Source organism: Lichenicoccus roseus (assembly GCF_005844085.1).
Taxonomy (GTDB): Bacteria; Pseudomonadota; Alphaproteobacteria; order Acetobacterales; family Acetobacteraceae; genus Lichenicoccus; species Lichenicoccus roseus.
The window spans coordinates 68417-86495 of the sequence record NZ_VCDI01000011.1; the positions used below are offsets into that span (position 1 = coordinate 68417).

The 18079-nt window shown below is 59.3% G+C and carries 16 protein-coding genes; 8 read left to right on the forward strand and 8 right to left on the reverse strand.

Features of this window, described 5'->3' with window-relative positions:
• Nucleotides 1–15: 15 nt before the first annotated feature.
• Entirely contained in the window at nucleotides 16–603 is a 588-nt protein-coding gene (locus tag FE263_RS22850) for an IstB-like ATP-binding domain-containing protein (protein ID WP_138327910.1), read from the reverse strand.
• A gap of 12 nt (nucleotides 604–615) precedes the next feature.
• On the reverse strand, nucleotides 616–1536 hold the full coding sequence (locus FE263_RS20540; RefSeq protein ID WP_138327911.1) for a transposase: 921 nt from the start codon (nucleotides 1534–1536) through the stop codon (nucleotides 616–618).
• A gap of 126 nt (nucleotides 1537–1662) precedes the next feature.
• On the opposite strand from FE263_RS20540, the gene FE263_RS20545 reads away from it, so the two are divergent.
• The 3 genes from FE263_RS20545 (at nucleotide 1663) to FE263_RS20555 (ending at nucleotide 3579) form a co-directional block, all read left to right on the forward strand.
• Nucleotides 1663–1917, forward strand: a complete 255-nt coding sequence (locus tag FE263_RS20545) for a hypothetical protein (RefSeq protein ID WP_138327912.1) — start codon at nucleotides 1663–1665, stop codon at nucleotides 1915–1917.
• 549 nt (nucleotides 1918–2466) lie between these two features.
• A complete protein-coding gene (locus FE263_RS20550; RefSeq protein WP_138327913.1) occupies nucleotides 2467–3189 on the forward strand; it encodes a Crp/Fnr family transcriptional regulator in 723 nt (240 codons plus the stop codon).
• Nucleotides 3190–3318: 129 nt separating this feature from the next.
• Nucleotides 3319–3579 (forward strand): hypothetical protein, encoded by a 261-nt coding sequence (locus FE263_RS20555; RefSeq protein ID WP_138327914.1) that lies wholly within the window; start codon nucleotides 3319–3321, stop codon nucleotides 3577–3579.
• A 1281-nt stretch (nucleotides 3580–4860) separates the two neighbouring features.
• Here FE263_RS20555 and FE263_RS20560 read toward each other — a convergent pair.
• Nucleotides 4861–5757, reverse strand: a complete 897-nt coding sequence (locus FE263_RS20560; RefSeq protein ID WP_138327915.1) for a ferritin-like domain-containing protein — start codon at nucleotides 5755–5757, stop codon at nucleotides 4861–4863.
• 646 nt (nucleotides 5758–6403) lie between these two features.
• Between FE263_RS20560 and FE263_RS20565 the strand changes: the two genes are divergently transcribed.
• Complete coding sequence (locus tag FE263_RS20565) at nucleotides 6404–9058, forward strand: HWE histidine kinase domain-containing protein (RefSeq protein WP_138327916.1); 2655 nt, start codon at nucleotides 6404–6406, stop codon at nucleotides 9056–9058.
• 7 nt (nucleotides 9059–9065) lie between these two features.
• On the opposite strand, the gene FE263_RS20570 is transcribed toward FE263_RS20565, so the two are convergent.
• Entirely contained in the window at nucleotides 9066–9365 is a 300-nt protein-coding gene (locus FE263_RS20570) for a hypothetical protein (protein ID WP_138327917.1), read from the reverse strand.
• 512 nt (nucleotides 9366–9877) lie between these two features.
• Here FE263_RS20570 and FE263_RS20575 point away from each other — a divergent pair.
• Nucleotides 9878–10900 (forward strand): SDR family oxidoreductase, encoded by a 1023-nt coding sequence (locus FE263_RS20575; protein WP_138327918.1) that lies wholly within the window; start codon nucleotides 9878–9880, stop codon nucleotides 10898–10900.
• A 132-nt stretch (nucleotides 10901–11032) separates the two neighbouring features.
• Here the strand turns inward: FE263_RS20575 and FE263_RS20580 are convergent, their stop codons facing one another.
• Nucleotides 11033–12067 carry a fatty acid desaturase family protein gene (locus tag FE263_RS20580; protein WP_138327919.1) on the reverse strand — a complete coding sequence of 345 codons (1035 nt, stop codon included), beginning with the start codon at nucleotides 12065–12067 and terminating at the stop codon, nucleotides 11033–11035.
• 786 nt (nucleotides 12068–12853) lie between these two features.
• Here FE263_RS20580 and FE263_RS20585 point away from each other — a divergent pair.
• The 3 genes from FE263_RS20585 (at nucleotide 12854) to FE263_RS20595 (ending at nucleotide 16646) form a co-directional block, all read left to right on the forward strand.
• Nucleotides 12854–13096 (forward strand): hypothetical protein, encoded by a 243-nt coding sequence (locus FE263_RS20585; RefSeq protein WP_138327920.1) that lies wholly within the window; start codon nucleotides 12854–12856, stop codon nucleotides 13094–13096.
• A gap of 724 nt (nucleotides 13097–13820) precedes the next feature.
• Entirely contained in the window at nucleotides 13821–16382 is a 2562-nt protein-coding gene (locus FE263_RS20590) for an EAL domain-containing protein (RefSeq protein WP_205880478.1), read from the forward strand.
• 81 nt (nucleotides 16383–16463) lie between these two features.
• Nucleotides 16464–16646: a hypothetical protein gene (locus FE263_RS20595; RefSeq protein WP_138327922.1), complete on the forward strand. Its 183-nt coding sequence runs from the start codon at nucleotides 16464–16466 to the stop codon at nucleotides 16644–16646.
• Nucleotides 16647–16711: 65 nt separating this feature from the next.
• Here the strand turns inward: FE263_RS20595 and FE263_RS20600 are convergent, their stop codons facing one another.
• The 3 genes from FE263_RS20600 to FE263_RS20610 are packed head-to-tail and all read right to left on the reverse strand — an operon-like array spanning nucleotide 16712 to nucleotide 18035.
• Entirely contained in the window at nucleotides 16712–17272 is a 561-nt protein-coding gene (locus tag FE263_RS20600) for a hypothetical protein (RefSeq protein WP_138327923.1), read from the reverse strand.
• Nucleotides 17273–17323: 51 nt separating this feature from the next.
• Complete coding sequence (locus FE263_RS20605) at nucleotides 17324–17728, reverse strand: YidB family protein (RefSeq protein ID WP_205880479.1); 405 nt, start codon at nucleotides 17726–17728, stop codon at nucleotides 17324–17326.
• 46 nt (nucleotides 17729–17774) lie between these two features.
• Nucleotides 17775–18035 (reverse strand): GlsB/YeaQ/YmgE family stress response membrane protein, encoded by a 261-nt coding sequence (locus FE263_RS20610; protein WP_138327925.1) that lies wholly within the window; start codon nucleotides 18033–18035, stop codon nucleotides 17775–17777.
• Nucleotides 18036–18079 lie beyond the last annotated feature (44 nt).

The following is an 18079-nucleotide window of genomic DNA, read 5'->3' on the forward strand; positions in this document are numbered from 1 at the left end:
AGCTGCTGCCGACGCTCAAGCCAGTCGGCGGCGGCCTGAAGGTGCTGCCAGCTGAGCAGCCGCCGCCGCAGCCCCTCCGCCTCGCGGGCGGCTGCCTGCGCCTCTGATTCTGCTGCAGGCAGGATCTGCCGAGCGCTCACCTGAGTGAGCGTCGCCGCCATCACCAGCCAGTCCGCCCAGCGCGACAACAAAGACGCTGTCCGTCGGGTCACCATCCTGCTGCAGCGCCTGCTCCAGCGCTGTAGCGAAAGTCTCGACTAGCGCCACGATCGACAGGCGGGAGAGGTCGAGGCGGTGTGTCCGCACCAGCTCGAGCAGACAGCCTAGCGGCCCCTCGAACCCGCCGACCGACAGTACCGGCGCCTCGTTCTCCCGCCGGAGTGCGAGCGGCGCCTGCTCCCACTCACCTTCGTCGGGTGGTGCACCCTCCAGTGCCAGCGGCCCGGCGCTGGCGGTCATGCCGCCTATTCGTAGAGCGTCGAGCAGCAGCGCCAGCCGCTCGACAAAGCTCAGCGCCGCGATATCAGGCTGTCGTCGCTGGTCGTCGAGCGCCTTGGCCATGCTGCCAAGGCCGAGCGCGATCAGGCGTTCCTGGGCGAGCATCGGATCTCCTTTTTAAGTGGTAATAGCCGCGGCCGCGGATGTTTTCGTGCAGCACGGGCGCGGTGTCGGGGACTGGATCGTCCTGGAATGCCCGATCGAGACCGTTGCGCAGGATCCAGGCGACCGAGCCGTAGCTGCGCAAGCCGATGGTGAGGCCGCGCTGGCAGGCCGCCTCCAGGCAGCCGTTCCCGTAGGTCTTCGCAAGCTGTAGGATGCCGAGGCAGGCGCGGAAACCCTGCTCGGGGTGCGGCTTGGCGGCTTGGCGCTCATGATCGTCTCGACCAGGGCGGCGGTGCCCGGACCGACCTCGGCGGCAAACGACTGGATCCGCGCCGGCGTCCAGCTGGCGTAGCGGCGATGGGCGCTCGGCATATGCTCAGGTGTCGTCGTATGCCGCCGGCGCAGCGCCGACCGCGGATGCGCCGCGACTCGCTGACCGGCATGGAACACCTCGATCGTCGCGTCGGTGATGCCGGCTTCGACCATTTCCCGGATCAGTCGAGAGGGGACCGAATAGAATTGCCCGTGTAGTTCGACGTGGTAGTCCGGTGCTACCCGGTAGCGCTTCCACTCCGCGTAGGCGTAGGGCTCGCCTGGGAGCGGCATCAGCGCCGGGCGATCAATGCTGTCGAAGAACTCCCGCCGGCTCGCGCCGAGCTTGCGCATCAGCCGGGCGTTCAGGTCGCCCTGGATCGAATGGATCGCCTCGTTGAGCTCGCCGAGCGACACGAACCGCCGGTTGCGCAGCCGCGTCAGGATGAACCGCTCAACGATCAGCACTGCGGTTTCGACCTTGGCTTTGTCGCGCGGGTGTCGAACCCGCCCTAGCAACACCGCCGTGCCGTCGTGCGCCACGAGACTGACGGCTTGCTGCTTTGGAGCAAGAAGGAAAAGGGGTCTCCCGCCGGCAATGTTTTTGAAGAAAGTTCCCAAAGGTTGATTGAAGTTAGCAAAAATATTACGTGTTCTTGATACAGGTGCTTATCGCCAGTTCATATCAAAGAGGCGCTGGCGACTGAGGAGGCTTCAGCTTCTCGCTTCTGCGGCCAGGGGTCTGAGATGTCGAACTATCGGCTCTATACGCTCGACTCCAACGACAAGATCGTGTCTGCCTTCAATCACGACTGTGCCGATGACCAGACGGCCATCGCCCTAGTGCGCGCGGTATGGGCGGGCGGCCAGCGCGCCGAGATCTGGCGTGGCACTACGAGGCTCCGACCGTTCACCTCGCTGGATAGCAAGGACCTCAAGCCAACAAAAGATGTGTTGCCATCCCTTGAGACATCTCAAAGCAAGGAAGCGACCTATGGCTGACGATTTTGCTCAAGACAAGACTGGCATTGCGCCAGATGGAAGCCCAAGGATCCCGGGCTTTCTCCTACACGCAATGCTCTGGAAGCCAGGTCAGCAGGTGCTGCTGGAACACAATGATGACGGGCTACTCGTGACGCGGCCGAAGTGTCCAGAGGATGCAGGATAGCCGTCCAGGCACGAGCCCTTTTCAGACCGCCTATGCCTGGAGAGACGTCGCATGTCTTATGTTGTGAGTCCTCACGCTAAAGACGGGCCTATCCACAACGTCTTCGAAGTGAACGGGAAGGAAGCAGACAGGAAGAAGGAACTAGAGGCCACCACTCGTCGGCTTGATCAAGAGTGCCATCAGCTGGCAACGATGCTTTTCTTGACAACCTTGATGCTGACGGTTCTCGTCGCACTTCTCTTCGTGACTTTTTGGGTTGGTTAAGCAGCCTTTCGGTTCCCTTCGATTGACCTGATGAAGCTGGAGAGGATGACTCCAACGTAAACATATGTTATTGACCTACAACTATATCGTTTTAAAGATATTGTGTGTAGGCGCGACGCATGGTGAACCAGTTTATAAAAAAACTGCAGGGATTTGTTGAGCTTACCGCTGCAGACATCCGTGCGCTTGAAGAGGCCACAGGTCGCCCTCAGACGTTCCCGCCTCGTACGGATCTCATCAGGGAAGGCGATCAGCCAGGACCCGTACTCGTAGTCCTGGAGGGATGGGCGTTTCGCTACAAGGTGCTACCGAACGGGACGCGGCAGATCATCGCCTTCCTGATACCGGGTGATTGTTGCGACCTGAACATCAGCATGCTGGCGGAGATGGATCATAGCATTCAGACCGCCACCCATGCGCAAGTCTCAAAGATCGAAAGCACGGTGCTGACCGATCTGATGACCAACCACCCGCGCATTGCCCGGGCGATGTATGTGGCACAGCTCATCGACGAGAGCACGCTAAGGGCCTGGATTGTCAGCCTGGGTCGTCGCAGTAGTGCCGAGCGGGTCGCCCATCTTCTCCTCGAACTGTATATCCGCGGTGTTCGAACCGGCTTGGCCAATCGCGACGAGCTCGAACTTCCAATTTCGCAGACCGTCCTTGCCGACGCCCTTGGGATGACGCCCGTACACGTTAATCGGATGCTGCAAGACCTTCGCCGATCCGGGGCGATCGAGCTAAAGCGCGGGTTGCTGCGCATTCTGGGACCGGAAATACTCACCCGCATCTCCGGCTTTGACGATAACTATCTCCACAGACGACTGCGCGCCTATAACTGAGGTTAATCGAGAACATTAACTTCGTATATTGTTTTCTATCGTTGCTTGTGCGAGAAGACGTCATCGTCGGCACGGTCATTGAGGCGCTGATGACTGAGGGAACAACCTTCGCCTCGCGGAGGCGACAATATGCTGCAGCTTTTTATTCATGCGACCAATTCGACGTTCTTCTCACGCGATGATGGCGCACAGTATGAGCGGCCTGAAGATGCACTGGCATCCGGCGTGCGCGGCGCGGTTGCCCTGCTGGCCGATGAGGTCAATCAGGGTGAACAGACCGCCGCGGTCGAGATCAGTATTAGACTTGAGGATGGAACGCAGATGCTTCGGTCTGTCGTGTCTGTCTCTGTTGCAAGGCTGCTCCCCAATGTCATCGGGGCCGAACATTAGTAATCGATCACATTCATGAACCTGCGCTGGTTAGTAAAAGGCAATTTCTGTTGTAGGTTGATCAAGAGAAGTCCAGATGAGAATCCAGTTTCTTTTACGGACGAGGAAAGCCCCACAATCGGGGCCTAAGCAGAGCAAAAGCGCACAGCCCTCTCTGGTCATCGGCCGCCTGCTAGAAGCCGGAATTCCATCAACCACAAAGCTTTTATACCGTGCCGGTGAACGGTATTAATCCGTTGCCTGCCGGTGACGTCAAGTAGATTCGTAGCCCAGCAGTTCGCTGCCATAGCCATTAGCAAAATAGATGCAAGGGCGGCGTCTCTGGTTGGGAAAAATCGGCGAAACGCCTACTGTGTCTGTTAGCGATCAGTCGCCACGATCTTCAGAGGATTACCTACCTCGGCAGCGTCTTCGGCTTCGGCCTCCTCGCTAGCCTGACGCCAAAACTCCTCCGACCAATCATGCGGCCGGCCGGCTTCCTCCCATAGCGCCTACGCACGCTCGGAGGCACGGTCCAGTATCGACTTTCCTCAGTCCCGGACAATGAACAGCCTCCGATTATCGTAACTGCAGGGTGGACGTGTGGCATACTGTAGGGATGCATCGCCCGCCGTAATAATAGGATGCATGGGTAAATAGCTTACAACCCGCCTCAGCGGTGGCTCTCCTTGCCGAGAAGCCTGCTCAGCCTCTGGTGCCATTTTCCACTTTTGATGCCGCGTCGATAACTCGGTGGAGCCGTTGACGCCCAAAGTTCAAACACGGCACCCAGTCGACCAGCAGCAAGCTCCGGCGTGATTATAGCGAATATATAAATGGGCACGCTGATGCGCTGCATCCAGTGCCGCATGCATGTGCTGCAGACCGACGACGTCGTCGTACAAACGGAGAGGCAGCGCAGGCTCCTGCACGAGGCCGCGCAACTGTTCCGTAGGACTTTTATCAGCGTGACGCGGTTCTTCCGCAATCGTGACGCACAACGCGCTGGGAAGTAAATGTGATCCCGCTTCTGCTGAAGATACCCAAGATACCGACCTGATCCGGGTCTGGGTCGCCGGCTGTGCTACCAGATAGGGCGCACATTTTGTGATCTTAAGGATGAGCCTTGGCAACGCCGGCCTTGCGCCGCATGCGGCTGACGACAAATTCTGTGACCACGCCAAGTTGTAGCCAGTACATCCCGGCCACTTAAGTTTAATAGCGGCGCTGCCGGCTTTCGGACTCGCGTTAAATGCGTCTCAAGTTTTTGATTACGACAACATAAAGCTCGCGATGTCTTAACTAGACAATGTTGATGATGCCGTTGACTCCGGAGGGGAAGAACAGACCGCTTGCTGTCCCGCTGACGCTGCTACCGTAAAGGATAGAAAGCACCTGTGACGGAGTGCGGCGATAAGCCTGTCCGTTGAAGTCGACGTTTGTGATGTTGAAGGGATTACCGTCGGCGCTCGTACCGTTGTCGCCAACTCCAGACAATGTTGCGCGCAGGCTAGAGATTGCATTTGTTGCAACGCCTGCTCCAATATCAGAAAGGAACCCGCGGATGGCCCCTCCATGGTAGCCTTCAGCACCAAGCAGGCTCGCGGCATAAGCAATATTCGTTGGACTAGTCAACAACGCTGCTGCACCGGTGAGGCCGGTCACGCAAACATCCTCAATTGCATAGGCCCCAAGCAGGAAATTAACCTCGTCCTGAAATGGGTTGAACGTCTGCCCCGGGCTTATTAGGCCTGCCGCCAAGGCGAGAACTGTCCAGCTGTCAGCCAAATCCACGGCTGGCTGGGTGATCGCTGCGGCTCCGAGGACGTCGCGAAGGAAGAGGGCATGCGCGAGTTCATCATTCGCAAGTTGTTGGGCATAATATGCAAGGGCAGGTGTTTTAAACGGCACAGGCGAGCCCCCCACCACATTTCCCGGCGTCCCCGTACCGGCGATGCTGGCATATGCATCTAGACCCTTACCAGTAACCGCCTGCAAATAGTAGTTGGCACCAAGATATTCAAAGTTTAGGGCAAAGTTAAACAAATCCGCATCTGTAAAAGCCGCAGCGGACGCCTTCGTGCTGGATGCAAGCACCCCTGTTGCTACAATACCAGCGAAACTAAGCCCTACGTGTCGGATCATACCACGCCGTTTTGGAGTGATCGCTAGCCGGTCGTTCTGCAGCTCGTCACTCAATCGACTTCTCCTCAAGCAGTAGAGCGGCTGGCCTAGATGGGCTCCACTTAGAGCGTATTTCGGTTTCGCTTCCAGTGCGAACGTCGGACGCGCCACAAATATCGGTCAATGTCGAAATCGTGACAAGATCCATATGTAGGGATTTCCTTGACCGGACAGGTTCAGCGCACCCGCTGCACTTATGCTGTCACGGCCTATTTGGATAAAATGCTTTAATCTGGTATTTTCCTCCCGCGGAACAGATGCACTAATACAAGACCGTTGACTCACAAGTACGCACAATCCGTTCCGCTATCGCTAAACTAATGTAATTCAAGATCGTTTTGCTTGGCTAAAGTCGATCTTACTGTGACCAAGTAGACATTGATGTCAGGCAACGTGGGCAACTACTGCGCGAGGGCTGCTTTTTCGGCGTTGTGTGGTTGCGAGTAATGAGCTGGATACAGCTGGGCGACTTTCCTTTAAGTTGGCTTTTGGGGCGGCCACGCCGTGCTATCCGCCGGATCTTTGTGGTGCTGCCGCCGCAACTGATGCTGATGGCCTTGATCTGGCGCCTCTTTTCTTTCGACGATGCAGCGGATGAAGAGTGCGGGCGTTCGGCTTATTTGCCGAGACCTGGTAAAAGATGGACGGAGCACTGTAGCCTATGACTGACTTCGGCATCGCGAAGGCGTCCACTGACGTCACGAACTGCGACAAGGAGCCAATTCACATTCCCGGTGCGATTCTGCCGCACGGCGCCATGCTGGTGCTGGACGCCGACACGCTGGAGGTTATGCAAGCGGCCGGCGACACGCCCCGCCTTCTGGGTCTACCCCTCGTGGAGTTGCTGCGCCGCTCGGTGGAGCTGCTGTTTCGCCCCGACCAGATCGAAAGCCTGCGCGGGCTGGTGGCCGCGCTCGACCTCGTGAAGCCGCGTCATCTGCTCGACCCGCAGATGCGCGTGATCGCCGGCCAACCGCTCGATGCGAGCCTGCACCGCAGCGCCGGGTCGCTGGTCATGGAGTTCGAGGCCGCCGATCCCAGCGACCGGTTCGCAGCCGATCCGCTCGCAGGGGTGCAGGAGATGGTCCGGGGGTTCGACGAATCGTCCTCGCTCCAGGCCCTGTGCCACCTTGCCGCCGAGCGAGTTCGCGGCGTCGCCCGATACGATCGCGTGCTGGTCTACCGCTTCATGCACGACGAATCCGGTTGGGTCATCGCCGAGAGCCGGGAGCCGCATCTCGAACCATTTCTCGACCTCCACTACCCGGCCGCTGACATTCCCCAGCAGGCCCGGGCCCTGTACGTGAAGAATGCACTGCGGCTCATCACCCGGGTTGATTACGACCCTGCCCCACTGACGCCGGCCACTCATCCGCGTACGGGGGAGCCGCTCGACATGAGCCAGGCGATCCTGCGCGACGTGTCGCCGATCCACCTCGAATACCTACGAAACATGGGCATCGACGCCTCGATGTCGATCTCGATCATCCGTGGCGGCAAGCTCTGGGGCCTCATCGCCTGCCACCACTACAGCCCCCGCATCTTGCCGCGGCACCTGCGCGCCATATGCGAACTGTTCGGTTCCATGTTCTCGCTCCAGCTCGAGGCGCGCGAGAAGGGGGAGCGTTTTGACGAGCGGCTGGCGAGCCGCACCGTGCTCCAGAACCTCATGCTCAACCTGGCAAGCGCGGAGGACTATGCGGCCGGATTAACCAAGGAGTCGCCCAACCTGCTTGACTACATCCATGGCGGATCGTCTTCCGCCGACGGAGAAGCTCAGGGGGGTGTCGCGGTCAGCATCAAGGGCCAGTTGACCTTCCTCGGAATAACGCCCAGCCAGGGGCAGATCCATGATCTGATCGAGTGGCTGAACGTCCACGTCCCGAACAATGATGGCGTGTTCTCGACCGACAGGCTGAGCGAGGTGTGGTCGCCCGGCGCTGCTTTCGCCGATGTCGCCTCCGGCGTGCTCGTCATCTCGGTGTCGGAGCAACGATCCGACTTCATCATCTGGTTCCGGCCGGAACTCGTCGGGACATCCAGCTGGGCGGGCGAGCTGACGAAGCGGGTGGTGAGCAGCCCGGACGGCAATCGGCTCAGTCCGCGAAAATCCTTCGAGGTGTGGAAGGAAACGGTCCGTGGGCGGTGCCTGCCGTGGGCGCCGGCCGATCTCGATGCGGCGTTCGACCTGCGCGTCTCCCTGCTCCACGTGGTCCTGCGCCGGATCAACACGGCCGCGCAGGAACGCAAGCGGGTAGCCGAGCGCGATAAGCTCCTCATGGCCGAACTCGACCACCGCGTGAAGAACACTATCGCCAACATCCAGGCCCTCGTTGTGCAGACGAGCCGCAACGCGGATTCGTTGACGGGCTTTGTCAAAGGGCTGGAGGGCCGCATCCAGGCGATGGCCAAGGCCCATAGCCTGCTGTCCCAGAGCCGCTGGGAAGGCGTCTCGATTGACAAGCTGCTTCGCGAGGAGCTCAGCCCCTATGCCGATGGACATGCGGCCGTCATCCTCGACGGGCCCAACATGCTCCTGACGCCGAAGTCGGCCCTCTCGCTATCCCTCGCGATTCATGAACTGGCGACCAACGGGGCGAAGTATGGCGCGTTCAGCGCGCCTGCCGGGCGAGTGGCTGTGGGTTGGCGGCGGGCCGGCGACGGCGGCGTAGAATTGTCGTGGACCGAGATCGGAGGGCCGCTCGTCGAACAGCCCAAACGCCGCGGCTTCGGCTCGACGCTGATCGAACAGGCGCTCGCGATGGAGACGGGCGGCCGGGCGATCGTGCACTACATGCGAACCGGCGTCGTGTGCGACGTCTTCCTACCAGCGGCATCGGTCTCCTACTCCGGCGCGACCGCACAGAATGGCACGGAGGCACGGGCGGCCATCGAGCCGATGGCGACGGTGGCGGATGCGACGCCTCCCGAAGTCTTTCGGATTCTTGTGGTCGAGGATTCGTTCCTTCTGGTCATGGCAATCCAAGCCATGATCGATGATCTCGGCTGGGTAACCGTCGGACCCGCGACACGTCGGAACGAGGCGCTAACGCTGGCCCGGTCGGAGGTGTTTGACGCGGCGCTGCTCGACGTCAATCTCGATGGCGAGACGTCCTGGGACGTGGCTGCGGTGCTCAGGACGCGCGGCATCCCTTTCGTGTTCGGCACCGGATACGACGCATCCAGCGTTCTGCCCGATGACCTCGCCGGAAGCACGGTGCTCGCCAAGCCCTACCACAGCAGGGATCTCGAAAACCGGCTTCGGGAAGTCATAGCGGCCGGAGGACGCCGCTCAACCGCAACGCACCCACTATGAACCGGGATCACATCAGTTCGCGCCTGCCCCATCGAACTTCCGGTTCCGTGGCTACCGGAGCCCCGATCGGGAGCAGCCACACAGCAGCGGTTGAGCTACCCGACGAGATACCAAGCGCTGCTTCCATGCTTGCGTGCCCTGAGTTTCCGACCTTGACGGCGGCTCGCCAGACCTCAAAATCCTGACCCTGCGCGCGCAGCTTTTCCTCGAGGGCGAGGGCTGCTTGGTCGTCATCGCAGTAGTAGTCGGTCGCAGGACCGGTGATCGTCCCGAAGGGTCCGAGCGGATAGAGCCTGTAGACCGGCATGACGCACTTTATCCGGAGGGCTTGCACCTCTCTATCGCCAGCGCCCAGTTGCGAGAAGTACGTGCTGGTGATGCCCTTTCCGGCATGTTGAGACCGGTAATCTTCATCAGGGGTGTGGCGACGCGGCTTCTGCCGGGTTGGATTTCGCCCAGCGACCAAAACTGGCGGCAACGGAAGGCCAGGTTCCTCCTCGCTCCGGGAATGCGACAGTAGGCCTGACACAGCATTACGCGCTCGGTGCCTTACAGGGAGCGGCATATGGGGTGATGCGACCACGCCTGCCCTTAGTTGACGCACTGCATGGCGTGCCTTTCGGAGCAGGCCTGTTCCTGATGCAGGATACCGGCTTGAGCCGGTGTTTAGGGATTGGGCGACGTCCTTCCGCAACCGGACAGCCTTCCAGGCGCTGCCAACTAGCCCTGCACGTGATCTTCGGGCTCATGACCGACGCAATCTTGGCAATCAGCGCGAAGCCCCCCTGCTGGCACTAGCAGAGAGTAAGGAACACGTCCGTGCAGAAAGTCGTAGTCATAACTGGTGGTAGTGCAGGCATCGGTCGAGCCACAGCACGCGCCTTCGCTGCAGAGGGTTACTCGATTGGCCTCATTGCTCGTGGTGCTAAAAGGCTGGAAGAAGCTCGGAAGGAACTCGAAGCCCAGGGAGCCCGGGTTCATACGGTCCCCGCGGACGTGGCGGACCCAGACGCGTTGGAGCAGGCAGCTGCTACAATAGAAGTTGCACTCGGGACCATCACCGTCTGGGTGAATAATGCCATGGTGACGGTCTACAGCCCCATCCAGAAGATGGAGGCGGCCGAAATCCGTCGGGTGACGGAGGTAACCTATCTCGGGGCTGTCAACGGCACGCTGGCGGCGCTGAAGCACATGAACGGCGGCACGATTGTTCAGATAAGCTCGGTTCTCGCGTGGCGTGCTCTTCCGATCCAGGGGGCCTATTGTGGCGCCAAATTCGCTCTACGTGGGTTTACCGAGGCGCTGCGCTCCGAGTTGATCCACGATCGCAACCCGACCCACCTGACCATGGTGCATCTCCCGGCGATCAACACGCCGCAGTTCGACTGGGCTCGCAATAAGACGGGACTGCAGACCAAGGCGCCAAGCCCCTACCAGCCAGAAGTCGCCGCCGATGCCATCGTGTATGCGGCGACGCACAGGTGGCGTGAGGTGTTCGTCGGCTCTTCCACGCCTTCTATGATCCTGGCCGCCCGGCTTGCGCCGAGCGTGATTGACCAGCTGTTGGCGAGGAAGGGTTACTCCTCCCAGCTTAGCAGTGAGTCCTCGCCCGCTTCGGATGGCAACCTGTTCGAGCCAGCCCCTGGCGGCGGCCAAGCTGCCAGAGGCCGATTTGATGCTATTGCGAAGAGCCGGCGCGACATCTACACCAGCCGGCAGGCCGATGTGGTAGCAGCCAGCTTGCTGCTGTTCGGTGCCATCGGCCTGCAGATGCTCGTGACCTCCCCGTTTGTCGTTGGGCCTGCGATCATGGCAAAGGCTGTCTTCCGTCGGGCGATCTGAACCTCTGACCCTCGGGTAACCCAATCAAGGGTGCAGCCGACGCATCTATGAGAAGAAGGTCGCTGAACCACAAGCGCGTTCCCTCTATCGCCGACAGCATTTCCAGATCCTCCCAGGAGATGGGGCTGCCTCTCAAGGGCACCTCACCATGCACCCTTGAGCCTCATCCCAAAGCGTGAAGGAAGGAGCGAGCAGCGCCTGCCTCAGCGTCAGTGTCGTGACTGACTTCAAGTCGGGCCGGCTCTCGTGACACTCCTGCAGCCGGTAGTTCGGGATTCGGGCCGATAGGTGGTGAATGTGGTGGAAACCGATATTGCCGGTGAACCACTGCAGGACGGTCGGAAGCTTCAGATACGAGCTGCCGCGCAACGCTGCATGGATCAGGTTCCATCCTGGCTGTCGCGCCCACTGTGCCTCTTCAAACCGGTGTTGCACCGAGAAGAGCCACATTCCGATGATCGACGCGAAGACCAGAATTGGTAATTGAACCATAACTACAGCCCATACGCCGTTGAGAGAGACCAGCGCCAACACTACACAGACAACCATGAGGTCGGTGATCCACACGCTCCGCCGTTCCCGAAGCCAGTGCGCTGGAGCATCAAATGGAACACGGTAGAGAAGCAGAAACACCAGCGGCGGAAAGACAAGCTGTGTCAGGATCGGATGATGGGTGATACGAAATGTGATCTGGCCCCAGGGGGAGAGAGCTCGAAACTCCGCAAGCGTTGTGCAGGTGGAGTAGATATCAATGCCTGTGTCACGGCGATCAAGGTTGTTGAAAGACGCATGATGATTAGCGTGTTGACGGCGCCAGAATGCATACGGTGTGAAGGTAAACAGACTACAGAAGCGACCCAGCATATCATTCGCCCAGCGCACATGGAAAAAAGAGCCGTGGCCGCAATCGTGCTGGATGACGAATATCCGTAGCAAAAGTCCCGTAGCCGGCAGTGCTAAAGAAAGAGTCAGCACTCTACTTATCAGTAGGCACTTATACATAAGTGCTTCAAGTATTATCAAGCCCACAAGAGTCGAGCCTACTTGCCAAAGGCTGCGGCCAATCATCGAGGCTTGAAAGGGAGCCATTCCCTCAAGTAGGGCTTGGCGATCAGGTACAGGAATACCCTGATAGTCAGGCGGGTTAAGCTGATGCGTCATACTCATACCGATAAGCGTCCCTACTTTTCCAAATCCTGTGGATCTTTGCCGATCCCCCAAATCGCTTCGATGGAAATGTGAACCGGCCGGGGTGGGCCGTCATCGACCTAAGTCAAGTCGTCGGGGATGCGGCCCTTGTTGCTCAACCGCTGCCACACGCGGGCGTCGTTGCGGCCGAGAAGGTCAGCGTCGCGTAGAAGGAGACCCGTGCTAGCGCTTGCGAGTCTCTACCGATCCCGCACGTAATCGGCCACTGCTTATATAGGACTCGAGACAATCCGGCAGTGCCATTTGAACACATGCCAAAGCTAAAGGGATGCCGACTATCGCGAAGAAGATCCAGTCAAACCAGTGGTGATGAGCCATCACGTTGATTGAGTTATGCATTTCCATCTAAAGCCTCCAATTCTAGTGATGCATCCCATCTGATTAGTAAAAGTTTCTCTTAGTCCGCGTAATTTTCGCCTCGATATCAAGACCGTGAGAAGACGTTATCCCCCCTATCACCGCCCACCTTGCGTGGTGCAGTGTCTTCGACAAGCAGTGATGGCGATTAGCAGTGCTCTGACTCCGCGAGGTCAGGATCAGGCCGCAAATTCGCAGTCTGGTCGCCTGATGGCGGCGAGGGGAATCGTGCTCGAGGATATTGAGCTTTTGGCTCAATCACGCTGGGGTCCCGTGCCGGGGTGGTGGATACCAACGCGCGGGTCCCGAGCGGGCTGGTTAAGTTGGCCCCAGATCAAGCCTTACGGATCCAAGTAAGCTAGGGGGAGATAACGACGATTAGAAGGTATGCGCGGTGTCATCCAGCGGGCGGGCTGGCCTGCGTGCGGGGTGATCGCGATAGCTTGTATTCTCGCGGTGGTGAAGGCACCGCGATCGGACATCCTGACCACCATCGGGATTGCTGTGCCTCCGGCGACAGACTTGTCGGTGCTGACTGGCTCAGATGACTATCCTACCTGGCACCCATCGATTGCCGGCCTGAAGAGTCGATTGGAGAAGGGTTGGGTGATCGAGAACATCGAGGGCTAAGCCGCCGACTGCATTGTCATCTGGCTTAGAGTTCTGGTTGCAGACAACGACCGGGAACTACGATGGCTCTCCGGGGCGTTACGGGCCTGCTCATCGGCGAGCACCACTTCCTGCTGCAACCCATTGCGTACGGCACGGCAGTTAACCGGAGTAAGCACTTCAGTAGTCTGCTGCCGTGGCTGTTTGATCCCCAGGTTCCGGTTCCCAGGTTCGAGGCAATGAACGTCGCTCTGGCTATCAGGGCTACTGGCGCGAGCCGCTGTCCGCCGGATCGTGTGATAATCCTGAGTAGTTTCGATCCTTTCCGACGCCTCGAAAGAGCGCCATTCTCATGCTTGTCAGGGCTCCGACTGCTTTAGCCGAACCCTGGCAGGGCGCGTCCGTCACACGTCAGGCTGGGTGCTCTCAGTCTGACGTGCTGATCCATCTGGCTATTGCTTAGCAGGCCGATTGCGAGACTAAGAGCGAAGACGTGTTCCCCCCGGTTACTGCGGCTTTGGACGTGGCACGAGAACCTGTCTCGCTTAACTGGCCTTACAGGCTGCCGCCAACCGCTTACGGCACTGCAAGTCCGTGGCCAGCCATACTTGACCGATATTGAGCCGAAACGCATAAGGGCAGACCTTCAGGCCTGAACGCTTGGACAAAAAGGAGCATGATCTTAATGCCCTAACAGGCCCTTTATTGTTCTGCCGTTTCGGGTTTATCTTCTTCTATGAACAGCATGGACCAGCCGTATTTCATCGCGATCGGAGCCTCTGGCAGCGAGGGTCTCGATGACATCCAGAGGCTTCTCACGCTCCTGTCCAGAGGTACGCGAGCCGTTGTCATGATCGTGTGGCATCGACCAAGCGACAGGGTAAGTCATCTGAGAGATATCCTGGCTTCCTCCTCTCGGATGCCCGTAATCGTCGCCAGTGAGGCCTCGATCTTGGAGACAGGCAATTGCTACATCGGTGAACCTGACGGTCATCTCACGCTGATGGACCGTAATCGGGCGCACCTTGTAGTTGGCTCAAAGGGCATGCTTCAAAATCGTAGCATTGATGCCCTATTTAGTTCCTTAGCGGACTGGGTGGGTCCAAGAACCATAGGTATCGTGTTGTCGGGGCTGTTGGACGACGGGTCCCGAGGCCTCGCGGCCATTCACAGGGCAGGTGGCCTGACCGTTGTTCTCGACCCCGGACTGAAGGTCCGCGGGATGCAGCAGAATGCAATCGACTTCGACGGTCCCATAAGCTTCATCGGCACGGCTGGGCAAATCGCTGAAGTTGTAAACCAGCTCACGCGTCAGGAGGGGGATCTTCTTCCAGCGGCCTATGCTTTGATTACCACTGACGATACCGGTCAGATAGTCGGTTGGAACGCGGGCGCTAGCGCACTATTTGGCTGGCAGTCATCCGACGTTCGGGGACGGTCGTACCTCTCCCTGTTCGAGCCCTCGGAACCCGATGGAAGTTCTCTCGAAGGTGAAATTGCGAACATCCCCCGTTACCCCGTCTTCAATGGCGCACAGTGGTGCTTGCGCAACGATGGGAGCCGATTCTGGGCCGACAGTTTCCTGCTCTCGAAAGACGCCGATGGCCTGTCCGGGTTAGTCATTATCCTCCGTAACCCGGGGTTGCCACAGCCAACGACGCCATCCTCTATTTCGAGCGAGCCTCAGTTCCAGCTTCTGACCGAGACCATTCCCCAACTTGTTTGGCGGTCCTTGGATGATGGCAGGTGGGACTGGGCCAGCCCACAATGGGTTGCCTATACCGGGCAGCGAGAAGTCGAGAGCCATGACCGCGGTTGGAGGGAGATTGTCCACCCGGACGACCGGGAGGTTACGCTGCAGGCGTGGCATGTTGCGGCGTCCCGCGGCGGCATGGAGGTTGAGCACAGGCTGCGGCGTGCAGACGGCATTTACCGCTGGTTCCAGACCCGGGCGACCCCGCTGCAGGAGAGCGAAGATTCAAGCCCAAGGCAGTGGTTTGGCACGTCCACGGACATTGACAGTCTCCGGCAGGCCGAGGAGCAGGTTCACTTCCTCGCGTATCACGACGTCCTAACCGGGGTCGCGAACCGGGCTATGCTTGATCGGGTCCTGGAGCAGACAACGTCCGCTGGTGGGCAGGAGCCCGCGTGGTGCAACGTCCTCTACCTGGATCTTGACCGTTTCAAGGCCATCAATGACCAGTTCGGACATCGCGGGGGCGATGACCTGCTGAGGCAGGTTGCTGCCCGGATTGGAGCCTGCGTGCGTGAGGGAGACCTCCTCGCGCGTCCCGGCGGGGACGAGTTCGTACTTGTGCAGCGTGTTGGGCCCCCGGAAGCGGGGACAGTGCTGGGCGCCAAGATCATGAATGAGCTCTCGAGACCCTTTGCGATCCAGGGGCAGGACCTGACCGTCAAAGCCAGCATCGGCATCGCCTCCTGCATCAGGGACGGCAACACCTCGGAAGAACTGCTTTTTCGGGCGGACTTAGCCCTCTATCAAGCCAAGGCGGCCGGCGGCGGATGTATTAAGCTCTATGACCCGGAACTGGAAGCCGATCTGCGCTACCGGCAGGCTCTTGAACGGGATCTTCGCCTGGCGATCGAGAACAGCGAACTTGACCTAGACTTCCAGCCAATTGTTGACATCGCGACGAGGGAGACAGTGGGATATGAAGCACTCGCGCGCTGGACCCATCCGATCCATGGTGAGGTCGCTCCCGGTATCTTCATCCCGATTGCCGAGGAAACCGGCCTCATTGTCGGCCTCGGTGCCTTGATCCTGGAGCTTGCCTGCGCCGCAGCGATAACCTGGCGTCGCCAGCAGATCGTCTCCGTGAACCTCTCACCCGCACAGTTGCGCCGCCATGATCTGGTTGAACAGGTTGTCACTGTCCTGGCACGCACGGGGCTTGTTCCGACCCGTCTGGAGCTGGAGGTGACGGAAGGCCTGCTGATGGACGATAGCGAGCAGGTAAGGAACACCTTGCAGACGATCAGGCTGCTTGGGATTCATGTCGCACTGGATGACTTCGGTACCGGCTATGCCGGACTAGGTTATCTCTGCCAATTTCCTTTCGATAAATTGAAGATCGATCAATCTTTTACCCGCAAGATGGAGACAGACACGGGCTCTTATGCTGTCGTGAAGGCAGTCGTTGCACTGGGCCAGAGCCTTGGGCTTCAGGTGATTGCGGAAGGTGTGGAGACGGAAGCTCAGGCCGCCATGCTTCTTGCCATCGGATGCCTGCAGGGACAGGGTTACTTGTTCGGCAGACCTGTATCAGCGTTCGAAGTCCCATCTTAAGCCTGGGCGGCCGAAATTATCTCGTAAGTATCGAACTTATCGTGCCGCCCATTGGGTTGATGAGCGGATGAGGAGCGTTGCATGGCGCTGATTGAAGACGAACACATTGGCAGTGGCGTCCACGCCACGTTTCTGGACACACACAGCATCCGGCTGGAAGGGCCAGATGGCGCCGTTATCAGCCTTGACGTCAAGGCGCTGGAGAGCCTGAACAAACTGCAGGCGCGGCATAAACTGGCCGACCAGAACTCGCAAGTTGAGTAGGAGCCAGGGGTGGGTGACCTTCATTCGGCCACGGCGACAGAGGCTGCGCCGTTACGCCGATGGCTTTATTGCCCAGTAGAGGCAAGCCACCCATAGAGTAGAGAGATCAGTGGCGTTGCCATAAGCGTCCAGAGCGCCCAGTTTCCCAGGTATCGTCGCTGTTCAAGCATCCTCCGGTTCTCGGAAAGGCACTCCTCAAGTTCCAGAACCCGGGACTTGCGCAAGGCAGCGAGCGTCTCTTGCCGACGTCCTCCTTCCACAAAACGGGATGGTGGTGCACCCGAGATGTTAAAGCTCGGTGACCTCACCGAGAACAGGACGAGTGACGAGGCAAGACTGAACCCAGCCAGTCCGGCTAGGGATGCCACGAGTACCGAGGCATCATTTCTCGGCACCGCCAGAGCTATTGCAGCAACGAGGGCGGAGAGCGTCGACAGGATGACAGAGGTTGTGAGCATCATGACCGCCCGGGCGTCTTGCGCCTTGGCAAGGCTCGATTGTTCGTCGATCTGCCGCTCGGCGCGAGCGACGATCCAATCGTGAGCCTCCCCCTCTATGTTCGCAACGTCCGACGGGCTAAGGGGCATTGGTCCTGGCGGTGGATCTGTGGCGATTATCAGCTGCACGGCGATGTCGATGAAGCGGTCCGGTCGCTCGGCTCCAGGAAATCGATCTGACTAGATAGAAGTTTCCTGATTCGGCACCTCGCCGTCAGGCGTCATGCCATGGACCGCGTTCGGGAGATGCTGGCTGAGCTGAGAGAGGAAGTCCTGTGGCGCCATGCCAGCCTGACTTGCCATGCCCTGCACTTGGTTCTCACCGAAGACACTTTGGAGTTGCTGCGGAGACACAGGCTGGTTCGGGCTGTTGCCAACCCAGGACTGCGCAACATGTCCGAGCCCGGCTTGCTCGAACTGGGAGACCAAGCCGCCAATTCCACCCGCGCCTCCAAGCATCTGCCCGGTTGAGCCGCCCATTTGCCCGCCACCGCCAAGGAGGCTGGACAAAACGCCGCCCATCGGAGACGAGGCACCGGCTCCGCCGCCCATCAAGCCGCCAACGACTTGGTCAAGAAGTCCCATGATCAGCTCCAGTTGCCGAGTTGTTGCATGTTGTTGAGCAGGTCCGTCAGCGGAGGCTGCGTCGGCCAAAGATTGCGTGGTAGGCGACAAGCACGACGATAGAACCGATCACCGCCACGATCAGACTGTATATGTTCAAGCCTGTTACCGGAGCCGCTCCGACCAAGGAGAAGAGAAAGCCGCCGACGATCGCGCCTACAATGCCCAGGATCAGGTCCAGCATCAGGCCTTCACCGCTCTTGTTGACAATCTTGCTGCCAATGAAGCCCGCGATGAGGCCGAGGATAATCCACCCGATGATCGACATGTCGTTTCCTGAGGATAGAGCTTGGTTAGTCGCTTGCAGTTAAG

Excerpts from the sequence above, each read along its gene's own strand:
- FE263_RS20570 (WP_138327917.1), bottom strand. The coding sequence starts at position 9,365 with ATGCCGGTCTACAGGCTCTATCCGCTCGGACCCTTCGGGACGATCACC.
- FE263_RS20610 (WP_138327925.1), bottom strand. The coding sequence starts at position 18,035 with ATGTCGATCATCGGGTGGATTATCCTCGGCCTCATCGCGGGCTTCATT.
- FE263_RS20565 (WP_138327916.1), top strand. The coding sequence starts at position 6,404 with ATGACTGACTTCGGCATCGCGAAGGCGTCCACTGACGTCACGAACTGC.
- FE263_RS20580 (WP_138327919.1), bottom strand. The coding sequence starts at position 12,067 with ATGAGTATGACGCATCAGCTTAACCCGCCTGACTATCAGGGTATTCCT.
- FE263_RS20545 (WP_138327912.1), top strand. The coding sequence starts at position 1,663 with ATGTCGAACTATCGGCTCTATACGCTCGACTCCAACGACAAGATCGTG.
- FE263_RS20605 (WP_205880479.1), bottom strand. The coding sequence starts at position 17,728 with ATGGGACTTCTTGACCAAGTCGTTGGCGGCTTGATGGGCGGCGGAGCC.
- FE263_RS20585 (WP_138327920.1), top strand. The coding sequence starts at position 12,854 with ATGCGCGGTGTCATCCAGCGGGCGGGCTGGCCTGCGTGCGGGGTGATC.
- FE263_RS20550 (WP_138327913.1), top strand. The coding sequence starts at position 2,467 with ATGGTGAACCAGTTTATAAAAAAACTGCAGGGATTTGTTGAGCTTACC.
- FE263_RS20555 (WP_138327914.1), top strand. The coding sequence starts at position 3,319 with ATGCTGCAGCTTTTTATTCATGCGACCAATTCGACGTTCTTCTCACGC.
- FE263_RS20590 (WP_205880478.1), top strand. The coding sequence starts at position 13,821 with ATGGACCAGCCGTATTTCATCGCGATCGGAGCCTCTGGCAGCGAGGGT.
- FE263_RS20595 (WP_138327922.1), top strand. The coding sequence starts at position 16,464 with ATGGCGCTGATTGAAGACGAACACATTGGCAGTGGCGTCCACGCCACG.
- FE263_RS22850 (WP_138327910.1), bottom strand. The coding sequence starts at position 603 with ATGCTCGCCCAGGAACGCCTGATCGCGCTCGGCCTTGGCAGCATGGCC.